Here is a 20166-nt window from a genome sequence, read left to right on the forward strand (position 1 = left end):
GCAGGTCGAGGCGTCGGCCTCAGACCGCCTGGGCGAAGCCGAGTGAGGCGTCTGCGAGGTGCTGCAGTCCCTCGGGGACCTCGCGGCCCTTCGCCGTCATCGACTGCGCCCAGAGGCGTCCGGCGCGGTAGGACGATCTGACGAGCGGTCCCGCGAGCACACCGAGGAACCCGATCTCCTCGGCCTCCTCCTTGATCTCGAGGAACTCCTGCGGCTTGACCCAGCGGTCCACGGGGAGGTGCCGAGGCGTCGGTCGGAGGTACTGGGTGACGGTGATGATGTCCGTGCCGGCCTCGTGCAGATCCTCGAGCGCCTGACTGATCTCGCTCCGGTCCTCGCCCATCCCGAGGATGAGGTTGGACTTCGTGATGAGGCCGGCCGCACGTGCCTGGGTCAGGACGTCGAGGGAGCGCTCGTAGCGGAAGGCGGGCCTGATCCGCTTGAAGATGCGTGGGACCGTCTCGACGTTGTGTGCGAACACCTCCGGTCGGGAGGCGAACACCTCGCCGAGGAGGTCGGGGTTGCCGGAGAAGTCGGTCGCGAGGATCTCGACCCCCGTCCCCGGGTTCGTCTCGTGGATGCGCCGGACGGTCTCGGCGTGCAGCCACGCCCCCTCGTCGGGGAGGTCGTCGCGTGCCACACCGGTGACGGTCGCGTAGCGCAGCCGCATCCGCTGTACCGAGTCGGCCACACGCCGTGGCTCGTCGCGGTCGTAGTCGGCCGGCTTGCCGGTGTCGATCTGGCAGAAGTCGCAGCGCCTCGTGCACTGCGATCCGCCGATGAGGAAGGTCGCCTCGCGATCCTCCCAGCATTCGAAGATGTTCGGGCAGCCGGCTTCCTGGCAGACCGTGTGCAGACCCTCCTCCTGCACGAGCGCCTGGAGCTGTCGGTACTCGGGTCCCATCGTCGCGCGGGTCTTGATCCAGTCGGGTTTCCGCTCGATGGGGGTCTGCGCGTTCCGGACCTCGAGCCGCAGGAGCTTCCGTCCGCCGGTGTCCGCCGCGGGCGCGGGTGCCGGTGCGCCGCAGCCGCTCACGCGGCCGCTCCGATCGTGGTCGCGGACGCGGCCGTCCAGCCGGGCCGGAGTGCTTCGAAGATCTCGGAGACGCGCTCGGCGACGTCGCTCGGCGTGATCCGCCGACCGAGCTCGGTGCTGATGGTGGTGACGCCGGCATCGGCGATGCCGCACGCGACGATGTGGCCGAAGGGCTCGAGGGAGTTGTCGCAGTTGAGCGCGAAGCCGTGCAGCGTGACGCCCGCCTGCACCCGGACACCGACGGCGCCGATCTTCGCGGCCGGTCCGCCGGCGACGGGGTCGACCCAGACACCCGACCGTCCGTCGATGCGGCGGCCGGTGACACCGAGCTCCGTGATCGTCTGCAGCATGACCTCCTCGAGCAGGCGGACGTGCGCCACGACGTCGACCGGCTCCGGGAGGCGGACGATCGGGTAGCCGGTGAGCTGTCCGGGACCGTGCCAGGTGATGCGGCCCCCGCGGTCGACCTCGACGACCGGCGTGCCGTCGTCGGGGCGCTCGTGCGGGCGGGTCAGCTTGCCCGCCGTGTACACGGGCTCGTGTTCGCACAGAATGAGGTGCTCCGGCGCTTCACCGCTGACGACCGCCTCATGGACCCGACGCTGCAGCGCCCAACCCTCGCGGTACGGGACGAACGCGGGCGCGAGCCCGGCGATGAGGAGCTGTGTCATGGCCGCCACGATAGCATTGTTGGACGCCGTCCAAATACTCATCTTCCGACCATGTCGGCGATCGACCGGGTCGCGCCGCGGTCTGCCCTAAACTGGAGGGATCATGGCAACGTTCGGCACACTCTCTGACCGCCTCGCGGATACGTTCAAGAACCTCCGCACCAAGGGCAAGCTCTCCGCGGCCGATGTCGACGGCACCGTCCGCGAGATCCGTCGCGCCCTCCTCGACGCGGACGTCGCACTCGACGTCGTCAAGGACTTCACGGGTCGCGTACGCGAGCGCGCCCTCGGCGACGAGGTGAGCAAGGCCCTCAACCCGGCGCAGCAGGTCGTCCAGATCGTCAACGACGAGCTCGTCACGATCCTCGGCGGACAGCAGCGGCGTCTCGAGTTCGCGAAGAAGCCGCCGACCGTCATCATGCTCGCCGGACTCCAGGGTGCCGGAAAGACGACACTCGCGGGCAAGCTCGCCAAGTGGCTCAAGAAGGACGGCCACACGCCGCTCCTCGTCGCCTCCGACCTCCAGCGCCCCAACGCCGTCAACCAGCTCCAGGTCGTCGGAGAGCAGGCGGGCGTCCCCGTCTACGCTCCCGAGCCCGGCAACGGGGTCGGCGATCCGGTCAAGGTCGCCCGCGACGGCGTCCGGTTCGCCGAGCAGAAGCTCTACGACACCGTCATCGTCGACACCGCCGGACGACTCGGCGTCGACGCCGAGCTCATGAAGCAGGCGTCGAACATCCGCAAGGCGGTCGATCCCGACGAGGTCCTCTTCGTCATCGACGCGATGATCGGTCAGGACGCGGTCGCGACGGCCAAGGCCTTCCTCGACGGCGTCGACTTCACCGGCGTGGTGCTCTCCAAGCTCGACGGCGACGCGCGCGGTGGTGCGGCACTCTCCATCGCCTCGGTCACCGGACGCCCCATCATGTTCGCGTCGACCGGTGAGGGTCTCGACGACTTCGAGCCGTTCCACCCCGACCGCATGGCGAGCCGGATCCTCGACCTCGGTGACATCCTCACCCTCATCGAGCAGGCGCAGCAGAACTTCGACGAGGAGGAGGCGCGCAAGGTCGCGGAGAAGTTCGCGACCGACTCCTTCACACTCGACGACTTCCTCAAGCAGATGCAGCAGCTGCGCGGCATGGGTTCCATCAAGAAGATGATGGGCATGCTCCCCGGCATGGGGCAGATGAAGGAGCAGCTCCAGAACTTCGACGAGCGCGAGATCGTCCGCACTGAGGCCATCATCCAGTCGATGACCACGGCCGAGCGCACGAACCCGAAGATTCTCAACGGATCCCGCCGCCTGCGCATCGCCAAGGGTTCCGGCATGACCGTCACCGAGGTCAACGCCCTCGTCAACCGCTTCGAGCAGGCGGCCAAGATGATGAAGACCGTCGCCAAGGGTGGCGTGCCGAACATCCCCGGGATGGGTCCGGTCCCCGGTGCGCGGACGAACCGACCGAAGCCGCAGGCCAAGAAGAAGGGTTCCCGCTCAGGCAACCCGGCCAAGCGCGCGGCGGAGAACGCCGGCGCCGTCGAGACGCAGGCTGCCGCCACGGGCGCTGGATTCGGCCTCGGCGGCGGTTCGTCGTCGGGATCGGCCGCCCCGACCGAGGCGGAGCTCGCCGAGCTGCAGAAGTTCCTGGGTCGCTGAGTCGAGCGGAGGCGGTATGCGCGCGCTGAGGGCACCGGCCTCGGTCGTCGCAGTCGTCCTGACCGTGGGCTTGCTCGCCGGGTGCTCCGCGCCGTCACCGGGCGAACGCGTCCTCGGCGCCTGGGGTGAGGGCACCGGCGCTGCCGATCCGCACCTGGTGTTCACCGACGACGGCCGAGTGAGTGGTTCGGACGGCTGCAACAGTCTCTCCGGATCCTGGCGTGCGAAGGACGACGCGGTCGTCGTCTCCGACGTCGCGAGCACCCTGATGGCGTGCCCGGGCGTCGACACCTGGCTGCGGGGGATCGCACAGGCGACGCTCTCGGACGACGGAGGGCGCTTGACCGTGACCGACGACGCCGGCACACGGATCGGGACGCTCGACCGCGCTGAGTGACGCCGCCTCGTCAGGCGGAGGGCTGGACCCCGTGTCGCAGCTCCTTCGCGAGGGAGCTCACGACCGCCTGCAGGCTGCCGCCGTTCGCGTGGGCGACGGCGAGCTGTCGCTGGTAGCTCGCGCCGTGCTCGATGATCGTGGCGATGCTCGCCAGTTCGTCCGCACAGCCGAGCCGACGGGCGACCGGCGCGAGGGTGTCGAGCAGGTCGTGCAGGTCGTCGGTCACGAGGCGCTCGTGGCCCGAGGAGTCGAGGATGATCTCGGCGTCCAGGCCGTACCGGGCCGCACGCCACTTGTTCTCGCGGACGTACCACGGCTGCAGGGTCTGCAGGCGCTCTCCGGCGTCGAGGCGGTCGGACAGGTGCTCGGTGAGGCAGTGGATGAGCGAGGCGAGGGCGCCGAACTCCGCGACGGTCGACGCTCCGTCGCACGCGCGCATCTCCACCGTGCCCCACTGCGGCGACGGTCGCACGTCCCAGCGGACCTCGGTGTGGTCCTCGATGATGCCGGTCACCGTCATGTCGTCGACGTAGGCCTCGAACTGCTCCCAGTCCGAGAGCTGGTAGGGGAGGCCCGCCGTCGGGAGCTGCTGGAACATGAGCGCGCGGTTCGACGCGTACCCGGTGTCGACCCCGCCCCAGTACGGGCTGGACGCCGACAACGCCTGGAGGTGGGGCAGGTAGGTCAGCAGCCCGTTCATGATCGGGAGGACCTTGTCGACCGTCTCGACGCCGACGTGCGCGTGCACACCCCAGATCATCATGTTGCGACCCCACCACTGCGTGCGGTCGATGAGCTTGTGGTACCGGGGCTTGTCGGTGACCTGCTGGTCGTACCACTGGCCGAACGGGTGCGAACCGCTGCAGATGAGCTCGACGCCCATCGGATCCGTGATCGCCCGCACCTCGGCCAGCTGGCCCTCGAGGTCCGCGATCGCCTCGGGGACCGTGTGGTGAACACCCGAGACGAGTTCGACGGTGTTGAGCAGCAGCTCGTTGGTGATCTGCGGATGATCGGAACCGTCGCTCGGGCGGAGTTCCGACAGGACGGTGTCCGCTGCGCCGACGAGATCGCCGGTGTCGCGGTCGACGAGGGCGACCTCCCACTCGAGGCCGACGGTCGAACGCTCGGATCTGGCGAACTCGATGGGCATTGGCGTCGACCTCCCGCAGGGCGCGGCCGGATGCCGTGCGCCAGCCCATCTTCACACGGGGTGGAGGGGTCATCCGGTATCGGTGTCGCCGGATTACCCAGATCGCCCGATGTCTGGCAGAATAGAGAGTTGAGTCTGCGCGGAGTTCGACCCTCTATCCGACGCCCGCAGCAACCACAGTTTTCGCGTCGAGCGTGTGGCCCCACCTTTCGGCAGCGAGCACATCAAACATCACATCATTCAGGAGAATCGTGGCTGTCAAAATCCGTCTCAAGCGTCTCGGCAAGATCCGTGCGCCGTACTACCGCATCGTCGTCGCAGACTCGCGCACGAAGCGCGACGGTCGTGTCATCGAGGAGATCGGCAAGTACCACCCCACCGAGGAGCCCTCGTTCATCGAGGTCGACTCCGAGCGTGCGCAGTACTGGCTCAGCGTCGGCGCCCAGCCGACCGAGCAGGTCGCAGCGCTCCTCAAGCTCACCGGTGACTGGGGCAAGTTCAAGGGCGACAAGGACGCCGTGAGCACCGTCCGCGTCAAGGAGCCGAAGGCCGCCTTCGTCGCCGACGAGAAGAAGAAGCCCGTCCTCAAGCCGAAGGCCGAGGCCCCCGCGGCCAAGGCTGCTCCGGCCGAGGCCGAGGCGCCCGCTGCCGACGCCGCTGAAGCAGAGCAGGCGTAGTCTTGCTCGCTCCCGCGCTCGAACATCTCGTCAAGGGGATCGTCGATCACCCGGATGACGTTCGCGTCACAGCACAGAACTCCGCCCGTGGCGAGGTCCTCGAGGTTCGTGTGAACCCCGAGGACCTCGGCCGGGTCATCGGTCGTGCCGGCCGGACGGCCAAAGCCCTGCGCACCCTCGTGGCAGCGCTGGCAGACGGTCGGCGGGTCCGAGTCGACGTGGTCGACACGGACGCCTCCGGCGCCAGCGCGTAGGTGGCGGACGAGACGGAGCCGAAGACCCAGTTGCGGGTCGGTCGGCTCACGAAAGCCCATGGTCTGAAGGGCGCCCTGAAGGTCGAGCTCTACACGGATGAGCCGGAGCACCGGTTCACCCCGGGCGCGACGTTCACGCTCCAGGTCCCTGCAGGATCGAAGTGGCGCGGCAAGACACTCGAGCTCATCGAACTGCGCTGGTACAACAGTCAGCCGGTCGCCTTCTTCGTCGGCATCTCCGATCGCAGTGAGGCGGAGACCCTCGTGAAGGCGATCCTCTGGGTCGAGCAGGACCCAACCGAGCTGCCGGTCGACGACGACGCGTGGTACGACCACCAGCTCGTCGGGTTGGCCGTGCACCGAGACGGCGTCGCTGTCGGTACCGTCGCCCGCGTCGACCACTTCCCGGCTCAGGACCTCCTGATCGTGAAGACCGGCGACGGCGAGGTCATGGTCCCGTTCGTGAAGGCGATCGTCCCCACGGTCGACATCGCTGCCGGGATCGTCACGGTCACGCCGCCCACCGGTTTGTTCGAGGAACTCCCGGAGGCCGACGAAGCCCCCGAGACGTCGACGGCCGGTCCAGTCGAGTCCGAGGCCTCCGACGAGGCTCAGGACGACACCGGAGCGTCGCAGCCGGAGCAGTAGAACCCGTTCCGAGTCGGTCCTCCCGGCTCGGAACACCCACGACGGAGGCGTCGGTTGCGTGCAACCGGCGCCTCCGTCGTGGTCGTATCGGTTGACCGACGCGACCGGGACGACGACCGTCGCGCGAATAGACTGCTCCTCATGCGCATCGACATCGTCACGATCTTCCCGACCTTCTTCGATGCCCTGGACCTCTCGCTGCTCGGCAAGGCGAAGCAGAGCGGGCTCATCGAACTGGACGTCCACGATCTGCGGGATTCGACGCACGACCGTCACCGCACCGTCGACGACACCCCGTACGGCGGGGGAGCCGGCATGGTCATGAAGCCGGAACCCTGGGGCGAGGCGCTCGACGGCATCCTGGGCGACGACACCGAGGAGGAGCCGCTGGTCATCTTCCCGTCTCCGGCGGGTGAGGTGTTCACGCAGGCGATGGCCCGCGAGTTCGCGGCCGAGCCGCACCTCGTGTTCGGCTGCGGCCGGTACGAGGGCATCGACCACCGCGTCTTCGACCACACGGCCAGTCGGGCGCGGGTCCGCCTGGTGAGCCTCGGCGACTACGTCCTCAACGGGGGAGAGGTGGCGGTGATGGCGATGATCGAGGCGATCGGTCGGCTCGTCCCGGGGGTCGTCGGCAACCCGGAGAGTCTCGTCGAGGAGTCGCACGAAGACGGGCTGCTCGAGTACCCGAGCTACACGAAGCCCGCCGAGTGGCGAGGACTACCCGTGCCGCCGGTGCTCCTGAGCGGCAACCACGGTGCGATCGCCACCTGGCGTCGTCAGCAGCAGATCGAGCGGACCCGCGAGGTCCGCCCGGATCTGCTGCCCGCCGATGCGCCGGACGCCTGAGCGCCCAGGGGTGCTGTGCGTGACGGCTGTCAGGGCCGACGCCGCACGGCGGCGGCGATGCCGGCGATGACGAGGACCGCCCCGGTCGCGATGATCGCCCCGGTGATCCACCCCAGAGGGTCGATGCGCACCTCGGTGAGATTGGTGACGAGCATGGCCCCGGCGAGGACGAGCAGGAGGACGCCCCAGAGGATCGTGCCGAAGCGTGGCGCCCGACCGCCTCGATCCGTCGGGCCGACACCGGTCCTCGGCTCATCGGCCGTCTGCGCGGTGGTCGTCTGCGCGGTGGTCGGCCGTGTGGCGTCCGACTCCGTGGCTTTCGTCTGACCGGTCTGCGACGGAGCCGATTCCGTCGTCTCGTCGGCTGGCGACGACAGGTTCGCCGCTCCGGTCCGGTCGTCCTGCTCGCTCATCGTCCCGCCTCCGCTTCCTGGGTCACGACAGCGCTGCCGGCGACCGTCCACACCCGTACCCGCGTCGTGTCTTGTGACGCCGTACGTCCGTACCGTGCCTCATCCTGGAAGAGGGCTCCGCCGCGCCGGTCCGTCCGGTCCCGACCATCGCGTCCTGTCTCCAGGGTTCCCGCGATCGCTGAGAACTCGACGATGACCGGCACGTCCTCGGGGATGAGCACGTCGACCTCGCCTGCGAGGATCCACACGTCGATCGTGCCGCCGCGCAACGCGTCGTCGTCGGCGAGTTCGCCGAGGTCGAGCGTGGGTTGGCCGGCGATCATCACGTAGCCGCGTCGGTCGTCCGCATCCGTCGACGTCACGGTCCAGGTCGTGCGTCCGACCGGCAGGAAGGAGGAGCCGAGTGGGAACACTCCGGTGACGAGTAGGGAGATCACGGCGGCCCAGGTGAAGAGCCCGAGCCAGCCACTCTCCCGTCCGCTGACGCCCGCGACGATCGTCGCGACGGCGAGTGCTCCGAGGGCACTGGCGAGGCCGATGACCACGACGACCGGGATCGAGAAGCCGGCGCCTGCAGCGACGACGGCCGCACCCGCACCGGCGAGCAGTGCCAGGCCGAGGGTGATCGCCACGAAAGCTGCTCCAGGCTGCTTCGACCGGTGCTCCCGCGCCTTCGTCTCGCGTTCGGCCTGCTGTTCGGCGCGCTGCCGGTTCATCTCGTCCCGGAACTCCTGGCTCGTCCAACCGCGCTGCTGGCTCGGAGCCCCGTCCCACGCGGTGGCGGTGGCGGCTCCAGGGAGCGGGACGGTCGCGCCCGCATCACCTGGCGAACCGTCGACCTTCGCGAGCGACACCGGGTTCGCGGCACCGGCGGAGGCCGGGGCCGAGCCGGCAGGGCCCGCGGGGGAGGCCGTGGGCGATGGTGCCGTCGGCTTGGGGATCGAGGCGTCGCTGGTCCACGGGTCGCGCTGCGGCGGTGTCTCAGGCGGCGCCGTCCGCCCAGGGTCGCGGCGGGAGAACATCACGATCAGCCAGACCGCCGCGGCGACCAGGGCGATCACCCAACCGGCGGTCATGGTCGACTCCAGCCACCCGGGCAGGTTCCACGCCTGCGGCACGCCGTCCCACCAGAGGCCGCGCATGAACGGCACGACGGTGAGGACCGCGAGGATGCCGATCGCGACGATCGCCGGGTCGAAGACGCCCCGGATCGCACGCTCGAGGTGGATCCGACCCTGTTGGTCGGGGATGAGCGCCCAGCCCGCGGCGTAGACGAAGAGGACCGGCCCGCCGAGGATCGCGATGACGATGAGGGCTCCGCGCACGATCATCGGATCGAGGCCGAGCCGGGCCGCGACACCCCCGGCGACGCCGCCGAGCCACGAGTCGCTCGAGCGACGGAGACCGGTGGACCGCCACCAGTCGAAGAAGCGGGTCGTCGGATCCTGCGGGGCGGGTGCCCCCGGTTCTGCCCCGGTGGGCGGCGTGCTGTGGTTCGTCATGGTCCGATTCTGGCGAAGCGTCCGGGACTGGCCCATCCGGCATGACCCTGAGCGAACCCTGATCCTGTCGTCCCAGGGTGCCGACCGCACCCCGAACTGCTTGGATGGCTCCATGGGAACCGAGGTGATGAGCCGTCCGAGGCGCCGCCTGCTCGGCGGTGTCTGCGCCGGCTTCGCCGAGCACACCGGTCTCCCCGTCGCCGCGGTGCGGACGGCGACGGTCATCCTCGCGGGTTGCGGCGGAGCGGGCCTGCTCCTCTACGTGTGGCTGTGGGTCATGACGCCGACGCAGGGCGCGGACGCACCGCTCGATCCCCGGGAGCACCTGCTCCGGCCGGCCTCGACCGATGACGGAGGCGACCTCGGCGGCCCCCGTCGCGCGCCGATCACGGAGGTGCTGCTCGGGATCGCCCTGCTCGCGGCGGGGACCGCGCTGATCGCGACCCGGACCGGGCTGGACATCCCGCTCGAGGCCGTCATCCCCGTCATCGTCGTCCTCGCGGGAGCCGCACTCGCGTGGCGGCAGTTCGGCGAGCGTGGTCGCGGTGAGGGCTCACGTGCCCTCCTGATCCGCGTGCTCGGAGCGCTCGTCCTCGTCGTCCTCGGCATCCTCCTGTTCTTCGTCACCGGGGACCGCCCGAACATGTGGACGGTCATCGTCGCAGCGATCGCCGTGCTCCTCGGGGTCGCCGTGGTCATCGCGCCCTGGGCGCTCCAGCTGAACCGCGACCTCGCCGACGAGCGCGCCGCGCGGATGCGCGAGGCCGACCGCGCCGAGATCGCCGCGCACCTGCACGACTCCGTGCTCCAGACGCTCGCGCTCATCCAGCAGCAGGCCGGCCCGGGGAGCGAGGCGTCCCGTCTCGCCAGGGCGCAGGAGCGCGAGCTGCGGAACTGGCTCTTCTCCGGCGGGACCACTCCGACGGGCGACCTCGCGACCGAGCTGCGGACCATCGCGGCCGCGGTGGAGGCCGACCACGCGGTGCGCGTCGACGTCGTCGCGGTCGGGCGTGCGATCGACGACGCCCCGGAGCCGCTCCTCGCCGCCGCACGGGAGGCCGTGCTCAACGCGGCACGTCACGCCGGCGGCGACGTCTCCGTCTACCTGGAGACGGCACCGCAGCGGATCGAGGTGTCGATCTCCGACCGCGGCCCCGGCTTCGACCTGGAACAGGTCCCGCGGGACCGCCTCGGGGTCCGGGAGTCGATCATCGGCCGGATGCAGCGCATCGGTGGCGAGGCGACCATCCGTTCGGGGCCAGGCGGACGAGGTACCGAGGTCCGTCTCGTCCTGCCCGTCCACGACGCCGCGTCGACTGCGCCGCAGCCCGACACCGTCCCGACCGTTCCGAGGAGCCGACCATGAGCGACCGACCACTGACCGTCGTGATCGTCGACGACCACTCGATCTTCCGTTCCGGCCTGCGCAGCGAACTCGATCCCGGCATCGAGGTGCTGGGGGAGGCCGGCGACGTGGAGGAGGCCATCCGGGTGATCGGGGAGACGCGCCCGCAGGTCGTGCTACTCGACGTCCACCTGCCGGGTGGCGCCGGCGGCGGTGGCGCGGACGTGATCGCCGGGTCGGTGTCGATCGCGCCCGCCACCCGGTTCCTCGCGCTCAGCGTCTCGGACGCCGCCGAGGACGTGGTCCGGGTGATCAGGGCCGGAGCGCGCGGGTACATCACCAAGAGTTCCTCGGGGGCCGAGGTCGCGGAGGCGGCCCGACGGGTCGACGACGGCGACGCGGTCTTCTCACCCCGGCTCGCGGGATTCGTCCTGGACGCCTTCGGTGCCGTGACGGGGGAGACGGCGGAGTCCGTCGACGAGCTCGACCGGCTCTCCGCCCGCGAGCAGGAGGTCATGCGCCTCATCGCCCGCGGTTACGCCTACAAGGAGGTCGCGACGGAGCTGTTCATCTCCGTGAAGACCGTGGAGACCCACGTGTCGAGCGTGCTGCGCAAGCTGCAGTTGTCCTCGCGCCACGAACTCGCCGCCTGGGCTCTGCAGCGCAAGCTCCTCTGACCACGCGGGCCGGGACCGACATCGGCCGACAGCGAACGACCAGTGCACGCTCAGGAGCCCGGCGGTACCCTGAGAGACATGATCATCCGTCGGGCGTTCTACTACTGGCGATTCGCCGCGATCTTCGTGCTGCCCGCCTGGCCGTTCGTCGGATGGGGACTCTTCGGTGAGAGCGGCTGGAGCCTCTTCGGGCTCTTGATCGCCATGCCGATCCTCGCCATCGCGCTCGCTGCGATCGCGTTCCTCATCTCCGCCCGGGCGAGCGTCCGGACGACGAAGCTCGTGTCCTGGACGGACGTCGGCCTGCTCACGCTCTGGCACGTCACGATCATCTGCTTCGGCTCCTTCAGCTCGGGCGTCGCCCTCTGGGCGGTCCTCGGCGTCGTCGCCGGCCTCGCCGCCTTCTGGGGCGTCATCGCGCAACTCATCTCCGAGACGGCACGCCGGGCTCGGGAGACGATGGCGGAGTTCGAGCGCATGGCCGCTGCAGCCGGGCCAGGCACGATGCCCGGATCGGCGATCCCGCCGCAGCCGCGGTTCGATCCCGGCCCGATCGACGGCGGCGAGTTCATCGTCATCGAGGAGTCGAAGCCCGACGAGCGCCGCTGAGCGGTCGTCTCCACCGCTGTCGCCCGCGCCGTCCGGGGCCCGGTTTCCCATCCGGGGCCCTTTCATGACACAATTGCTGTTTGTGCCTCCGCAGTTCTGCCACAGGGGAACGCCGGCATCGGGCACACCCTTCCTTCCGAACGTATTCAGCGGTCGACCTGTGGCGGTCGCAGAGATGGAATCATCATGCACATTCTCGACTCAGTCGATGCAGCATCCCTCAAGTCGGACATCCCCGACTTCCGCGCCGGCGACAACGTCAAGGTGCACGTGAACATCATCGAGGGCAACAAGTCCCGTATCCAGGTCTTCCAGGGTGTCGTCATCGGCCGCTCCAACGAGGGTGTCCGCGAGACCTTCACGGTCCGCAAGGTGAGCTACCAGGTCGGCGTCGAGCGTACCTTCCCGGTGCACTCCCCGAACATCGACCACATCGAGGTCGTCACCCGCGGTGACGTCCGTCGCGCGAAGCTGTACTACCTCCGCGAGCTCCGTGGCAAGAAGGCGAAGATCAAGGAGAAGCGCGACAACTAGTCGTCCTCCCGGTCGCCCTCCGCGATCATTCCTGAGCTCCCCACCGGATAAGCTGGTGGGGAGCTCAGGCGGTTAAATGACAGACAATTCCCTGGCGGCAGACGCGTCGCCCGACCACCAGCAGCGCCCCCGCGGCAAACGCGGAGCGCTGCTCTTCCTTCGCGACCTCCTGATCATCTTCGTGGTCGCGCTGCTGGTCTCCTTCCTCATCAAGACCTTCCTCGTGCGGTCGTTCTACATCCCGTCCGGGTCGATGGAGAACACGCTGCAGATCCAGGACCGCATCCTGGTGAACGAGCTCGTCCCCGACGTGGTCTCGCTGAACCGTGGCGACGTGGTCGTCTTCCAAGATCCGGGCGGTTGGCTCCCGCAGACGGTCGAGGCTCCGCAGCCTCCCGTCACCGCAGCCGTCGAATGGGTGCTGTCGATCTTCGGCCTCGTCGCTCCCGACAGTGACGACCACCTCATCAAGCGCGTCATCGGCCTGCCCGGCGACCACGTGTCGTGCTGCAACCCCCTCGGGCAGATGACGGTCAACGGGGTGCCGCTGAACGAACCGTACGTGAAGCTCCCGGCCGGCACCGAGAAGGTGTCTGGAGACCCGTTCGACATCGTCGTCCCGGAGGGCTCGCTCTGGGTCATGGGCGACAACCGGTACAACTCGAAGGACTCCCGGTACAACGGCGACACACCCGGTGGTGGCTTCGTCCCGATCGACAACGTCGTGGGGCGCGCGTTCGTCATCACCTGGCCGTCCAGCAACTGGGCCTGGCTCGACAACTACCCGTCCGTCTTCCAGGGCATCCCCGCCCCAGAAGAGGAGTGATGGCCGTCAGCGAACCGACCCTCGAGGTCGAGCACGAACTGTTCGCTGCGGGTGTCCCGTCGGTCATCGGCATGGACGAGGTGGGTCGCGGAGCGATCGCCGGCCCGGTGGCCGTCGGCGCCGCGGTGGTCGCCCCGGCGTGCGGGCCGTTCCCTGAGGGCCTCCGCGACTCGAAGCTGTTGAGCGAGCGAGCGAGGACCCGCCTGGAACCGCTGGCCCGCGAGTGGGTGTTGTACGGGGCCGTCGGACTCGCGAGCCCGGCGGAGGTCGACGAGCTCGGTATCACCGCGTGCCTCGGACTCGCCGGCCGTCGGGCGCTGCTCGAACTGCACGCCATCGGCGCGGACGTCACCGGGTCCACCGTCCTGCTCGACGGCAACAGCGACTGGCTGAGCCGGGCGCTCCAGCGACCGCTCACCATCACCACGAGGGTCAAAGCGGATCGGGATTGCGCGTCGGTCGCCGCTGCGTCCGTGCTCGCCAAGGTGCACCGCGACCGATTGATGATCGAGTTGCACGACGCACTGCCGGAGTACGGGTGGGAGGGCAACAAGGGATACGGCTCGGCGCAGCATCTGTCGGCCCTCTCCGAGCACGGCCTGACCCTCCACCACCGGAGCAGCTGGCTGCCCGCCTACACGTAGACTGGAGAGACCATGGACGAAGACGAGTTCGAAGACTACGACCGCGAGGTCGAACTGGCCCTCTACCGCGAGTATCGCGATGTCGTGGGGCAGTTCAAGTACGTGATCGAGACCGAGCGCCGGTTCTACCTCGCCAACGAGGTCGACCTCGTGCGACGCGACACGGCGAACGACTTCTACTTCGAGCTCTCCATGATCGACGTCTGGGTGTGGGACGTCTACCGGTCCGACCGCTTCGTCAAGAGCGTCCGAGTGCTCACGTTCAAGGACGTCAACGTCGAGCAGCTGTCCTCGCGCGACTTCGAACTCCCGAAGGAACTCACGCTCGACGAGTAGGGCGAGGCCCCCGCGACCGACAGCGCTCCACAGGCGCGCTTCGCCGCGCGCTCGTCGACGACAGACCCACCTCCGGGTAACGAGCCTCGTCTGCACGCTTGGCTGGATGCCAGGAGGTGCACATGGCACGGAAGGACGAGCTCGGCCGACGCGGCGAGCAGGTGGCGGCGGATCATCTCGAGGCGTGTGGATACCGCATCCTCGACCGCAATTGGCGATGCCCGCAGGGTGAACTCGATCTCGTCGCGGACGACGACGGCACGCTGGTCTTCGTCGAGGTGAAGACCCGTTCGGGCGTCGGCTTCGGTGATCCCGCGGAGGCGGTCACGCCGAGCAAGCTGGCCCGGATCGGTCGCCTCGCCGGCGCCTGGTGTGCTGAGCACCGACCGCGTTCGAGGCGGATGCGCGTCGACGTCGTCGGCATCGTGCTGCCGTCCGAAGGCGACATGCGACTCCAGCACCTGCGGGGAGTCTCCTGATGGCCGTCGCACGCACCTGGTCGGTCGCACTCGCCGGCCTCACGGGCGCGATCGTGGAGGTCGAGGCGTCTGCCGCCGCGACCGTGCCGGGTATGGCGATCGTCGGTCTTCCCGACAAATCGCTCGGGGAGGCCGCGCACCGCATCAAGAGTGCGACGGCGAACTCCGGCTGCGAGCTGCCCGGCGGCAAGCTCACGATCAACCTGTCTCCAGCGTCGCTGCCCAAGCAGGGGAGCGCCTTCGACCTCTCGATGGCGATCGCCTGCCTCGCCGTGGGCGGCCTGGTGCGCCGGGAGTCCGCAGAGCGGGTCGTCCACCTCGGTGAGCTCGGGCTCGACGGTCGACTCCGTCCGCTCGTCGGCGTGCTGCCGGCCGTCCTCGCCGTCGCCCGCGCCGGCTACGACGCGGTGATGGTGCCGACCGCCAACGTCGAGGAGGCGCAGCTCGTGCCCGGCGTCACGGTGATCGGGGCGACCTCGCTACGTGATGCGGCCATCTGGCACGGTGCGGAACTGTCCGCGATCGACCTCGAACCCGTCCGGCAACGGGTCGATCGGCTGCCCACGCCCGACCCACTCGATCTCGCGGACGTGGTCGGACAGCCGGATGCGGTCGACGCGATGGTCGCGGCGGCCGCCGGCGGGCACCACGTCATGATGGTCGGACCTCCCGGGGCCGGCAAGACCATGCTGGCCGCCCGGCTCCCCGAGGTCCTTCCCGACCTCGACGCCGAGGCCGCGGTCGAGGTCAGCTGCCTCCGCTCGCTCATCGGTCTGCCGCCGGACGGCGCGCTCGCCCGACGACCACCGTGGGAGAGCCCGCACCACTCGTCATCGGCGGCGGCGATCATCGGTGGCGGTTCGCGCCAGATCCGACCTGGGGCAGCCGCGCGCGCGGCGCACGGCGTGCTCTTCCTCGACGAGTCAAACTATCCTAAATACAACCATGAATCCTGATACAATGAACTCGATGGTGACTACATGATGTGTCGCCACGCAGCTCACACCTAACAGATTCGGTCGCTCTGACCCCGCTGAGACGTGAGTTGTCCGCCACCAGAGGTGCGGACGTTTCGAGGGACTCCGGTCCCGAACGTTCTTACGCACTGGAGGTGCATCATGGCAGTAACCCGTGGTTTCAACACCGCATCTGACGTTCTTAGCCGCACGACCGACGGCACGGACCTCAACAAGATCTGGTCGGACTTCATCTCGACCATCGCGCTGGTCAACAAGCAGCGCACGGCCATCGGCTCGCTCTTCACGTTCGACACGACCCTGGCAGTCGACTACGTCGGCCAGGGGAGTGGGCTCGCCGAGTTCGAGGATGCTTCGGAGTTCGGAGCGCCCAAGGCGTCGCGCGCCGGTCTCGAACCACTGCCGATGGGGTTCCCCCTGAAGTGGTACGACCTCGCGATCCGCTACACCGAGGCGTTCCTTCGCGACGCATCGACCGAGCAGGTCATGGCGCAGCACAACGCCGCGCTCGAAGCCAACGATCGCCTCATCTTCAACGCCACGTTGCGCGCGTTGATGACCAAGACCACGATCGCGACCCGACGCACAAACGAGAGCGGCGCATCCATCTACGCGCTCTGGGATGGGGAGGCTGACGCGAAGCCGCCCGTGTTCGCTGGACAGACGTTCAACGCAGGACACACCCACTACCTGACGAGCCAGTCCGCCCAGGTCGACGGCGCCGACCTCCGTGACCTGATCCGGCACATCACCCACCACGGTTACGGCACCCTGCCTGGCGAGAAGATCGTCATCCTGGTCCACCCCAACCAGGGTGAGGCCATCCGCGCGCTTCGCGTCGCCACGGGTTCCCCGTTCGACTTCATCCCGTCGGACCAGGCTCCTGCCTACCTCACGACTGAGCAGATCGTGGGTGATCTGCCGCCGGCCGAACTCAACGGCCTCCCGATCATCGGTTCGTTCGGAGGCGCTCTGATCGCAGAGAACTACTACGCCGTTGACGGGTACGTGATCGCTGCTGCCGTCGCTGGGCAGGGGTCCGCGCGCAACGCGCTCGCGTTCAGGAGCCACATTCGTCCCGAGTACCAGGGCCTCCGCGTCATCCCGGGTACGAACAACCGCTACCCGCTGGTCGAGTCCACCTACGCGCAGGGCTTCGGCGTGGGCGTGCGCAACCGTGGTGCTGCCGCGGTCATGCAGATCACGACAAGCGCGACGTACGCGAACCCGACGCTCTAAGAACCCCGTGTGGTGCCGTCCTTGGCTGGGCACGGCACCACACGGCCCCTCCGCCCAGCCGACTCAATTGATGGTCCAGCCAAGGAGAGGCATCATGACACTTTCGCTCGCAGATTCAGCCGAGGTCGATCAGTTCGAAGCGAGCTACGCCGAAGCTCGACGACTTGCTCCGCACAATCGCCATCTCATCGATCATCCGTACATCGGTCAGCGAGTCAGACTCGCTGCACGGGGCCTGTGGCTCTTGGATGACCAACACCGTGAAGAGTTCGGAGACGCGGGCCATTTTCCGGCTCCAAGCGCTGTAGTCGTCCAGGCCAGATATGGCACAGAATACGCTCAGACTCCGGAGACGGCTGACGCGCTCCGGTATGACCTCATGCTTCAACCGTGCGACATCTGTGACTACCCGCCGTCCTACGGGTACAAGGTGCTGTCAATTCGGGCCGGAAGAGTCGTTGTCGATGTGGCCGCGTGCTCCATTTGTGTAAGCGCCCTGGAGGCCAACTGGGCACCTGTGGTGTGGAGGGAGCGTAGTAATGGCTCAGTGTGAAGCAACGGCGAAGACGCCGGGGCGCGCGAACTTCGGCAACCAGTGCAGACGCAACGCAGTGCACGGATCAAAGATGTGTGAGCGTCACGGGGGAGTTGACGATTCCACGATGGTCGAGAAGATCCGGAAGCGCGTTGACCATCCGAAGGTCCGATGCGGTGGCACACGCTCGAACGGTGAGCCCTGCAAGAACTACGCCATCAAGGGTGCCACCGTCTGCTCGAAGCACGGAGGGCAGCTCCCCAACGTCAAGCAGAAAGCCCGCGAACGGATGCAGGAGCTGGTGAACCCTGCACTCACAGAGTTGCAGCGCATCCTCACTAAGACCGACACGTCCGACGCCGATCGGCTCCGCGCCATCCAGATGCTCCTGGATCGCACCGGCAACGGTGTCAAGTCCGAAGTGACTCTCGACGTGAAGCCGTGGGAGCAGATCGTGCAGTTGGAAGGTATCTACCGTCAGCCGCCCCCTGCGGTGTTGGAGATGCTGGCCGAGGTAGTCGAACCCGAGCCCGCGGAAAGTGACACCAGAGGTGCGTCCGACGTCGCGGAGGCAGGGTTTGAGAGCGAGGCTGAGGGGCCGCAACCATCGAGGTCCCATCTTCGGATTGTGGATGGCTCTCGCAACCCTCCGCAACATCAGCGGTAGCGCCACGTGCTGTCCTGAGCCAGGCACCCGCTATGCTTTCGAGAAATCGGAAGACAAAGTTGGGGGAACGGTGCTTCCAGAGATCGACCCTGCGACGGGCATGCTTCCGCCGTCAACGGAGCCCTACCCGGCAACGCTTGACGAGGTGTACGACCGGTTCGTTGCGGAAGCCCCTTTCGCGGCCGAACGAGAACGCGTTTTCACGGCACTGAAGCTCTATGCCGAGCTGGTCTGGGATCTTTTTCCTGACGCCCGGCTCCGGATCGACGGCGGCTTCACGACGCACAAGGACTGGGCTGCGCCGCACGATGCCGACGTCGTTGTCCTCTGTCCGACGTACACTGACGAACAGGTCAGCCAAGGCATAGAAGCTCCGCTGTTCACCTTCCTGAACGCCGAGGGAACTCTGTTGGGCCAGCGGGTCAGCATCGGGAAGGCGCACGTCATGGGCGGGCTAATCGATGGGTTCTTCGTTCCAGCTGACGTTGTCGAAGTGCGGGAGTTCTTCGAGGATTACTGGAGCGCGGTCACGGACCGCGACAAACAGGTGGTTCCTGGTTTACGGAAAGGGTACGTGGAGGTGATCAATCCCGATGTCTCCGTCTAATCTGCCGCTGACTGAGAGTCTCCGGCGCGCCCTGATTGCAGCTGAGGGGTCCCCGCATCGCGATCTGTTGATTGGGTCCATCCTTGCCACAACTGCCGGAAAGCCCGAATTGGAAGCCGTGGCTGCGCAGGTGCTGGCTCCGCGCGCCGGGCAGTTGGAGCTTCACCTCGACGGTCGCTCCGTTGAGGACCATGCTACGAATGCTGTCGCCTTCGGTACTTTCGTGACGAAGGTTGCGCAAGCGGCGCAAGAGTACGTCCGGGATCGCCTGGGGCGCACCGCCGCACGTGACGTTTTGATTGCTCCGGGGCCGGGCTCTGTCAGGGCAACGTTCATCGCCCCGGACCCGGTCGACGTGGCTCAGAACCCGTTCGCTGATCAGCAGCAAGACGGTCCGGTCTGGGTTGATGGGAACCTTCAGTCTGAAGCGCTGCACCGTTTCGCGCTTCTCTTCGCTCACTCGAATCCTGAGACGCCTGACAGCGACGTGCTCGACGGAGCCATTCAGAGCATCCCGCTCAGCGCGCGCAGAAAGCTTCGCGTGGCGGTGCATGAGGTTTTCAAGCAGGAGTGGTCGGTGTCGGGCGAGTATCGTCAGCGTGGTATCGGTGTTGAGGAAGTCGTGTTGCAGCCCATCGCGGCGAAGTACCTATGGGACCGGCTCAAAGTTGAGCAGATGGATGAGGAGCCATGGGTCTCGTCGGGAATCCTCGACGGGCACAAGTGGTCAACGGGCATTATGTACTTCATTCCCGATGGTCGCTCGCGCCCGATCCCTTCGTCGTTCGCCTCGACTGAAATTCAGCAGCAGGTTGCAGCGTTGGCCGCCGAACCTGAGCAGCGGGTAGAGGCCACTTTCACTGTCTTTATTCAGCACGACTCGGCCTCCTCTAACTCGGGCCGCCGGAGCTACCTGCTCCGCTCAATTCGGCCGCTGGATGCAGGACCGGCGGCAACCCTTCTGTAGCGCGCCATCCCGAGCAGCCGGCCTTGTTTACATCAGGGTGTTCGTGTTGTAGATTCGCCGTCAACGGACGATGGACTGGTTCCGACCAGCGGCCACACGCAGCCTTCGCGGCTCAATCCCGGCGCTATCTGAAAGCGTGGCTGGGGGCCCAGCGTTTGCGAACTCCCTCGGTGGTATTCGTCCGTTGAACGGCGTCTGCGTGGACCAAGTGGGAGGGCGCACTCGCCAGCGATCAGCCGCAGACGCCGGGAAACACTCCCGTGACACTCACATACCGTCGCCAACCGGCACGGAAATCACTCATCATCCACGACCTGTCCACCCGTGACGCTGCGGCTCGGATCGGTTGCAGCCCGGCACACCTCGCGAATGTCCTCGCTGGTCGGGCGCATCCAAGTGACCTGATCAAGGCAGGCCTACCCCTCCTTGTAGGGTTGCCGATCGAGTGCCTGCTCGATGCGGAACTG

General features: G+C 67.8%; 25 protein-coding genes. 19 read left to right on the forward strand and 6 right to left on the reverse strand.

Going from position 1 to position 20166, the window contains the following annotated elements; genetic code table 11:
- Positions 1 to 19: 19 nt before the first annotated feature.
- Together lipA and lipB are read right to left on the reverse strand one after the other, a co-directional pair.
- Complete coding sequence (gene lipA / locus A4X17_RS14165; RefSeq protein WP_064296306.1) at positions 20 to 1036, reverse strand: lipoyl synthase; 1017 nt, start codon at positions 1034 to 1036, stop codon at positions 20 to 22.
- Positions 1033 to 1707: a lipoyl(octanoyl) transferase LipB gene (gene lipB / locus A4X17_RS14170; RefSeq protein ID WP_064296307.1), complete on the reverse strand. Its 675-nt coding sequence runs from the start codon at positions 1705 to 1707 to the stop codon at positions 1033 to 1035. Before lipB ends, lipA begins: the two co-directional genes overlap by 4 nt.
- Positions 1708 to 1810: 103 nt before the next feature.
- Between lipB and ffh the strand changes: the two genes are divergently transcribed.
- Positions 1811 to 3364 (forward strand): signal recognition particle protein, encoded by a 1554-nt coding sequence (ffh, locus tag A4X17_RS14175; RefSeq protein WP_064296308.1) that lies wholly within the window; start codon positions 1811 to 1813, stop codon positions 3362 to 3364.
- Positions 3365 to 3380: 16 nt separating this feature from the next.
- The gene (locus A4X17_RS14180) at positions 3381 to 3761 is read left to right on the forward strand and encodes an META domain-containing protein (protein ID WP_064296309.1); all 381 of its coding nucleotides are present in this window, start codon (positions 3381 to 3383) and stop codon (positions 3759 to 3761) included.
- Positions 3762 to 3771: 10 nt separating this feature from the next.
- Here A4X17_RS14180 and A4X17_RS14185 read toward each other — a convergent pair whose 3' ends face one another.
- A complete protein-coding gene (locus tag A4X17_RS14185; protein WP_064296310.1) occupies positions 3772 to 4914 on the reverse strand; it encodes a glutamate--cysteine ligase in 1143 nt (380 codons plus the stop codon).
- A 251-nt stretch (positions 4915 to 5165) separates the two neighbouring features.
- Between A4X17_RS14185 and rpsP the strand changes: the two genes are divergently transcribed.
- The 4 genes from rpsP to trmD all read left to right on the forward strand — a co-directional run bounded on the left by rpsP (position 5166) and on the right by trmD (position 7342).
- Positions 5166 to 5591, forward strand: coding sequence for a 30S ribosomal protein S16 (gene rpsP, locus A4X17_RS14190; protein WP_064296311.1), 426 nt, complete (start codon positions 5166 to 5168; stop codon positions 5589 to 5591).
- Positions 5592 to 5593: 2 nt separating this feature from the next.
- Complete coding sequence (locus A4X17_RS14195) at positions 5594 to 5845, forward strand: RNA-binding protein (protein ID WP_064296312.1); 252 nt, start codon at positions 5594 to 5596, stop codon at positions 5843 to 5845.
- Positions 5846 to 6493 (forward strand): ribosome maturation factor RimM, encoded by a 648-nt coding sequence (gene rimM / locus A4X17_RS14200; protein WP_064296313.1) that lies wholly within the window; start codon positions 5846 to 5848, stop codon positions 6491 to 6493.
- 141 nt (positions 6494 to 6634) lie between these two features.
- Positions 6635 to 7342 (forward strand): tRNA (guanosine(37)-N1)-methyltransferase TrmD, encoded by a 708-nt coding sequence (gene trmD / locus A4X17_RS14205; RefSeq protein ID WP_064296314.1) that lies wholly within the window; start codon positions 6635 to 6637, stop codon positions 7340 to 7342.
- A 29-nt stretch (positions 7343 to 7371) separates the two neighbouring features.
- On the opposite strand, the gene A4X17_RS14210 is transcribed toward trmD, so the two are convergent.
- On the reverse strand, positions 7372 to 7755 hold the full coding sequence (locus A4X17_RS14210; protein ID WP_064296315.1) for a hypothetical protein: 384 nt from the start codon (positions 7753 to 7755) through the stop codon (positions 7372 to 7374).
- Positions 7752 to 9257 (reverse strand): PspC domain-containing protein, encoded by a 1506-nt coding sequence (locus A4X17_RS14215; protein WP_064296316.1) that lies wholly within the window; start codon positions 9255 to 9257, stop codon positions 7752 to 7754. Before A4X17_RS14215 ends, A4X17_RS14210 begins: the two co-directional genes overlap by 4 nt.
- A gap of 112 nt (positions 9258 to 9369) precedes the next feature.
- On the opposite strand from A4X17_RS14215, the gene A4X17_RS14220 reads away from it, so the two are divergent.
- The 10 genes from A4X17_RS14220 to A4X17_RS14265 all read left to right on the forward strand — a co-directional run bounded on the left by A4X17_RS14220 (position 9370) and on the right by A4X17_RS14265 (position 16923).
- Positions 9370 to 10623 (forward strand): ATP-binding protein, encoded by a 1254-nt coding sequence (locus A4X17_RS14220; protein ID WP_064296317.1) that lies wholly within the window; start codon positions 9370 to 9372, stop codon positions 10621 to 10623.
- Positions 10620 to 11279 carry a response regulator transcription factor gene (locus A4X17_RS14225; RefSeq protein WP_064296318.1) on the forward strand — a complete coding sequence of 220 codons (660 nt, stop codon included), beginning with the start codon at positions 10620 to 10622 and terminating at the stop codon, positions 11277 to 11279. The genes A4X17_RS14220 and A4X17_RS14225 overlap by 4 nt, the downstream gene beginning before the upstream one ends.
- 78 nt (positions 11280 to 11357) lie before the next feature.
- Positions 11358 to 11888: a hypothetical protein gene (locus A4X17_RS14230; RefSeq protein WP_064296319.1), complete on the forward strand. Its 531-nt coding sequence runs from the start codon at positions 11358 to 11360 to the stop codon at positions 11886 to 11888.
- Between the two features lie 186 nt (positions 11889 to 12074).
- Entirely contained in the window at positions 12075 to 12422 is a 348-nt protein-coding gene (gene rplS, locus A4X17_RS14235) for a 50S ribosomal protein L19 (RefSeq protein ID WP_056006851.1), read from the forward strand.
- Between the two features lie 76 nt (positions 12423 to 12498).
- Positions 12499 to 13248 carry a signal peptidase I gene (gene lepB / locus A4X17_RS14240; RefSeq protein ID WP_064296320.1) on the forward strand — a complete coding sequence of 250 codons (750 nt, stop codon included), beginning with the start codon at positions 12499 to 12501 and terminating at the stop codon, positions 13246 to 13248.
- On the forward strand, positions 13248 to 13892 hold the full coding sequence (locus A4X17_RS14245; RefSeq protein ID WP_064296321.1) for a ribonuclease HII: 645 nt from the start codon (positions 13248 to 13250) through the stop codon (positions 13890 to 13892). Before lepB ends, A4X17_RS14245 begins: the two co-directional genes overlap by 1 nt.
- 12 nt (positions 13893 to 13904) lie before the next feature.
- Positions 13905 to 14228 (forward strand): DUF2469 domain-containing protein, encoded by a 324-nt coding sequence (locus A4X17_RS14250; protein ID WP_064296322.1) that lies wholly within the window; start codon positions 13905 to 13907, stop codon positions 14226 to 14228.
- A gap of 122 nt (positions 14229 to 14350) precedes the next feature.
- On the forward strand, positions 14351 to 14707 hold the full coding sequence (locus A4X17_RS14255) for a YraN family protein (protein WP_064296323.1): 357 nt from the start codon (positions 14351 to 14353) through the stop codon (positions 14705 to 14707).
- Positions 14707 to 15663: an ATP-binding protein gene (locus A4X17_RS14260; RefSeq protein WP_064296324.1), complete on the forward strand. Its 957-nt coding sequence runs from the start codon at positions 14707 to 14709 to the stop codon at positions 15661 to 15663. Before A4X17_RS14255 ends, A4X17_RS14260 begins: the two co-directional genes overlap by 1 nt.
- Before the next feature lie 162 nt (positions 15664 to 15825).
- Positions 15826 to 16923, forward strand: coding sequence for a hypothetical protein (locus A4X17_RS14265; RefSeq protein WP_064296325.1), 1098 nt, complete (start codon positions 15826 to 15828; stop codon positions 16921 to 16923).
- A 115-nt stretch (positions 16924 to 17038) separates the two neighbouring features.
- Here the strand turns inward: A4X17_RS14265 and A4X17_RS19325 are convergent, their stop codons facing one another.
- Positions 17039 to 17209 (reverse strand): hypothetical protein, encoded by a 171-nt coding sequence (locus A4X17_RS19325; protein ID WP_157583536.1) that lies wholly within the window; start codon positions 17207 to 17209, stop codon positions 17039 to 17041.
- A gap of 376 nt (positions 17210 to 17585) precedes the next feature.
- On the opposite strand from A4X17_RS19325, the gene A4X17_RS14270 reads away from it, so the two are divergent.
- From A4X17_RS14270 to A4X17_RS14280, 3 genes are all read left to right on the forward strand, one after another.
- Entirely contained in the window at positions 17586 to 18125 is a 540-nt protein-coding gene (locus A4X17_RS14270) for a hypothetical protein (RefSeq protein ID WP_064296326.1), read from the forward strand.
- Positions 18091 to 18732 (forward strand): hypothetical protein, encoded by a 642-nt coding sequence (locus A4X17_RS14275; protein WP_157583538.1) that lies wholly within the window; start codon positions 18091 to 18093, stop codon positions 18730 to 18732. Before A4X17_RS14270 ends, A4X17_RS14275 begins: the two co-directional genes overlap by 35 nt.
- A gap of 118 nt (positions 18733 to 18850) precedes the next feature.
- On the forward strand, positions 18851 to 19699 hold the full coding sequence (locus tag A4X17_RS14280; protein WP_064296328.1) for a hypothetical protein: 849 nt from the start codon (positions 18851 to 18853) through the stop codon (positions 19697 to 19699).
- The last annotated feature ends 467 nt before the right edge of the window (positions 19700 to 20166 follow it).

It is taken from the genome of Plantibacter sp. H53 (genome assembly GCF_001650455.1).
GTDB classification, from domain to species: Bacteria; Actinomycetota; Actinomycetes; order Actinomycetales; family Microbacteriaceae; genus Plantibacter; species Plantibacter flavus_A.

What these genes read in the sequence shown, in the direction of transcription:
- A4X17_RS14245 (WP_064296321.1), top strand. Translation starts at nt 13,248, where the DNA reads ATGGCCGTCAGCGAACCGACCCTCGAGGTCGAGCACGAACTGTTCGCT.
- lipB (WP_064296307.1), bottom strand. Translation starts at nt 1,707, where the DNA reads ATGACACAGCTCCTCATCGCCGGGCTCGCGCCCGCGTTCGTCCCGTAC.
- lepB (WP_064296320.1), top strand. Translation starts at nt 12,499, where the DNA reads ATGACAGACAATTCCCTGGCGGCAGACGCGTCGCCCGACCACCAGCAG.
- A4X17_RS14185 (WP_064296310.1), bottom strand. Translation starts at nt 4,914, where the DNA reads ATGCCCATCGAGTTCGCCAGATCCGAGCGTTCGACCGTCGGCCTCGAG.
- A4X17_RS14255 (WP_064296323.1), top strand. Translation starts at nt 14,351, where the DNA reads ATGGCACGGAAGGACGAGCTCGGCCGACGCGGCGAGCAGGTGGCGGCG.
- A4X17_RS14210 (WP_064296315.1), bottom strand. Translation starts at nt 7,755, where the DNA reads ATGAGCGAGCAGGACGACCGGACCGGAGCGGCGAACCTGTCGTCGCCA.
- A4X17_RS14260 (WP_064296324.1), top strand. Translation starts at nt 14,707, where the DNA reads ATGGCCGTCGCACGCACCTGGTCGGTCGCACTCGCCGGCCTCACGGGC.
- A4X17_RS14225 (WP_064296318.1), top strand. Translation starts at nt 10,620, where the DNA reads ATGAGCGACCGACCACTGACCGTCGTGATCGTCGACGACCACTCGATC.
- A4X17_RS14250 (WP_064296322.1), top strand. Translation starts at nt 13,905, where the DNA reads ATGGACGAAGACGAGTTCGAAGACTACGACCGCGAGGTCGAACTGGCC.
- A4X17_RS14265 (WP_064296325.1), top strand. Translation starts at nt 15,826, where the DNA reads ATGGCAGTAACCCGTGGTTTCAACACCGCATCTGACGTTCTTAGCCGC.
- A4X17_RS14270 (WP_064296326.1), top strand. Translation starts at nt 17,586, where the DNA reads ATGGTCGAGAAGATCCGGAAGCGCGTTGACCATCCGAAGGTCCGATGC.
- rplS (WP_056006851.1), top strand. Translation starts at nt 12,075, where the DNA reads ATGCACATTCTCGACTCAGTCGATGCAGCATCCCTCAAGTCGGACATC.
- A4X17_RS14230 (WP_064296319.1), top strand. Translation starts at nt 11,358, where the DNA reads ATGATCATCCGTCGGGCGTTCTACTACTGGCGATTCGCCGCGATCTTC.
- A4X17_RS14220 (WP_064296317.1), top strand. Translation starts at nt 9,370, where the DNA reads ATGGGAACCGAGGTGATGAGCCGTCCGAGGCGCCGCCTGCTCGGCGGT.
- ffh (WP_064296308.1), top strand. Translation starts at nt 1,811, where the DNA reads ATGGCAACGTTCGGCACACTCTCTGACCGCCTCGCGGATACGTTCAAG.
- A4X17_RS19325 (WP_157583536.1), bottom strand. Translation starts at nt 17,209, where the DNA reads ATGGCCCGCGTCTCCGAACTCTTCACGGTGTTGGTCATCCAAGAGCCA.
- A4X17_RS14180 (WP_064296309.1), top strand. Translation starts at nt 3,381, where the DNA reads ATGCGCGCGCTGAGGGCACCGGCCTCGGTCGTCGCAGTCGTCCTGACC.
- A4X17_RS14215 (WP_064296316.1), bottom strand. Translation starts at nt 9,257, where the DNA reads ATGACGAACCACAGCACGCCGCCCACCGGGGCAGAACCGGGGGCACCC.
- trmD (WP_064296314.1), top strand. Translation starts at nt 6,635, where the DNA reads ATGCGCATCGACATCGTCACGATCTTCCCGACCTTCTTCGATGCCCTG.
- A4X17_RS14275 (WP_157583538.1), top strand. Translation starts at nt 18,091, where the DNA reads ATGGCTCTCGCAACCCTCCGCAACATCAGCGGTAGCGCCACGTGCTGT.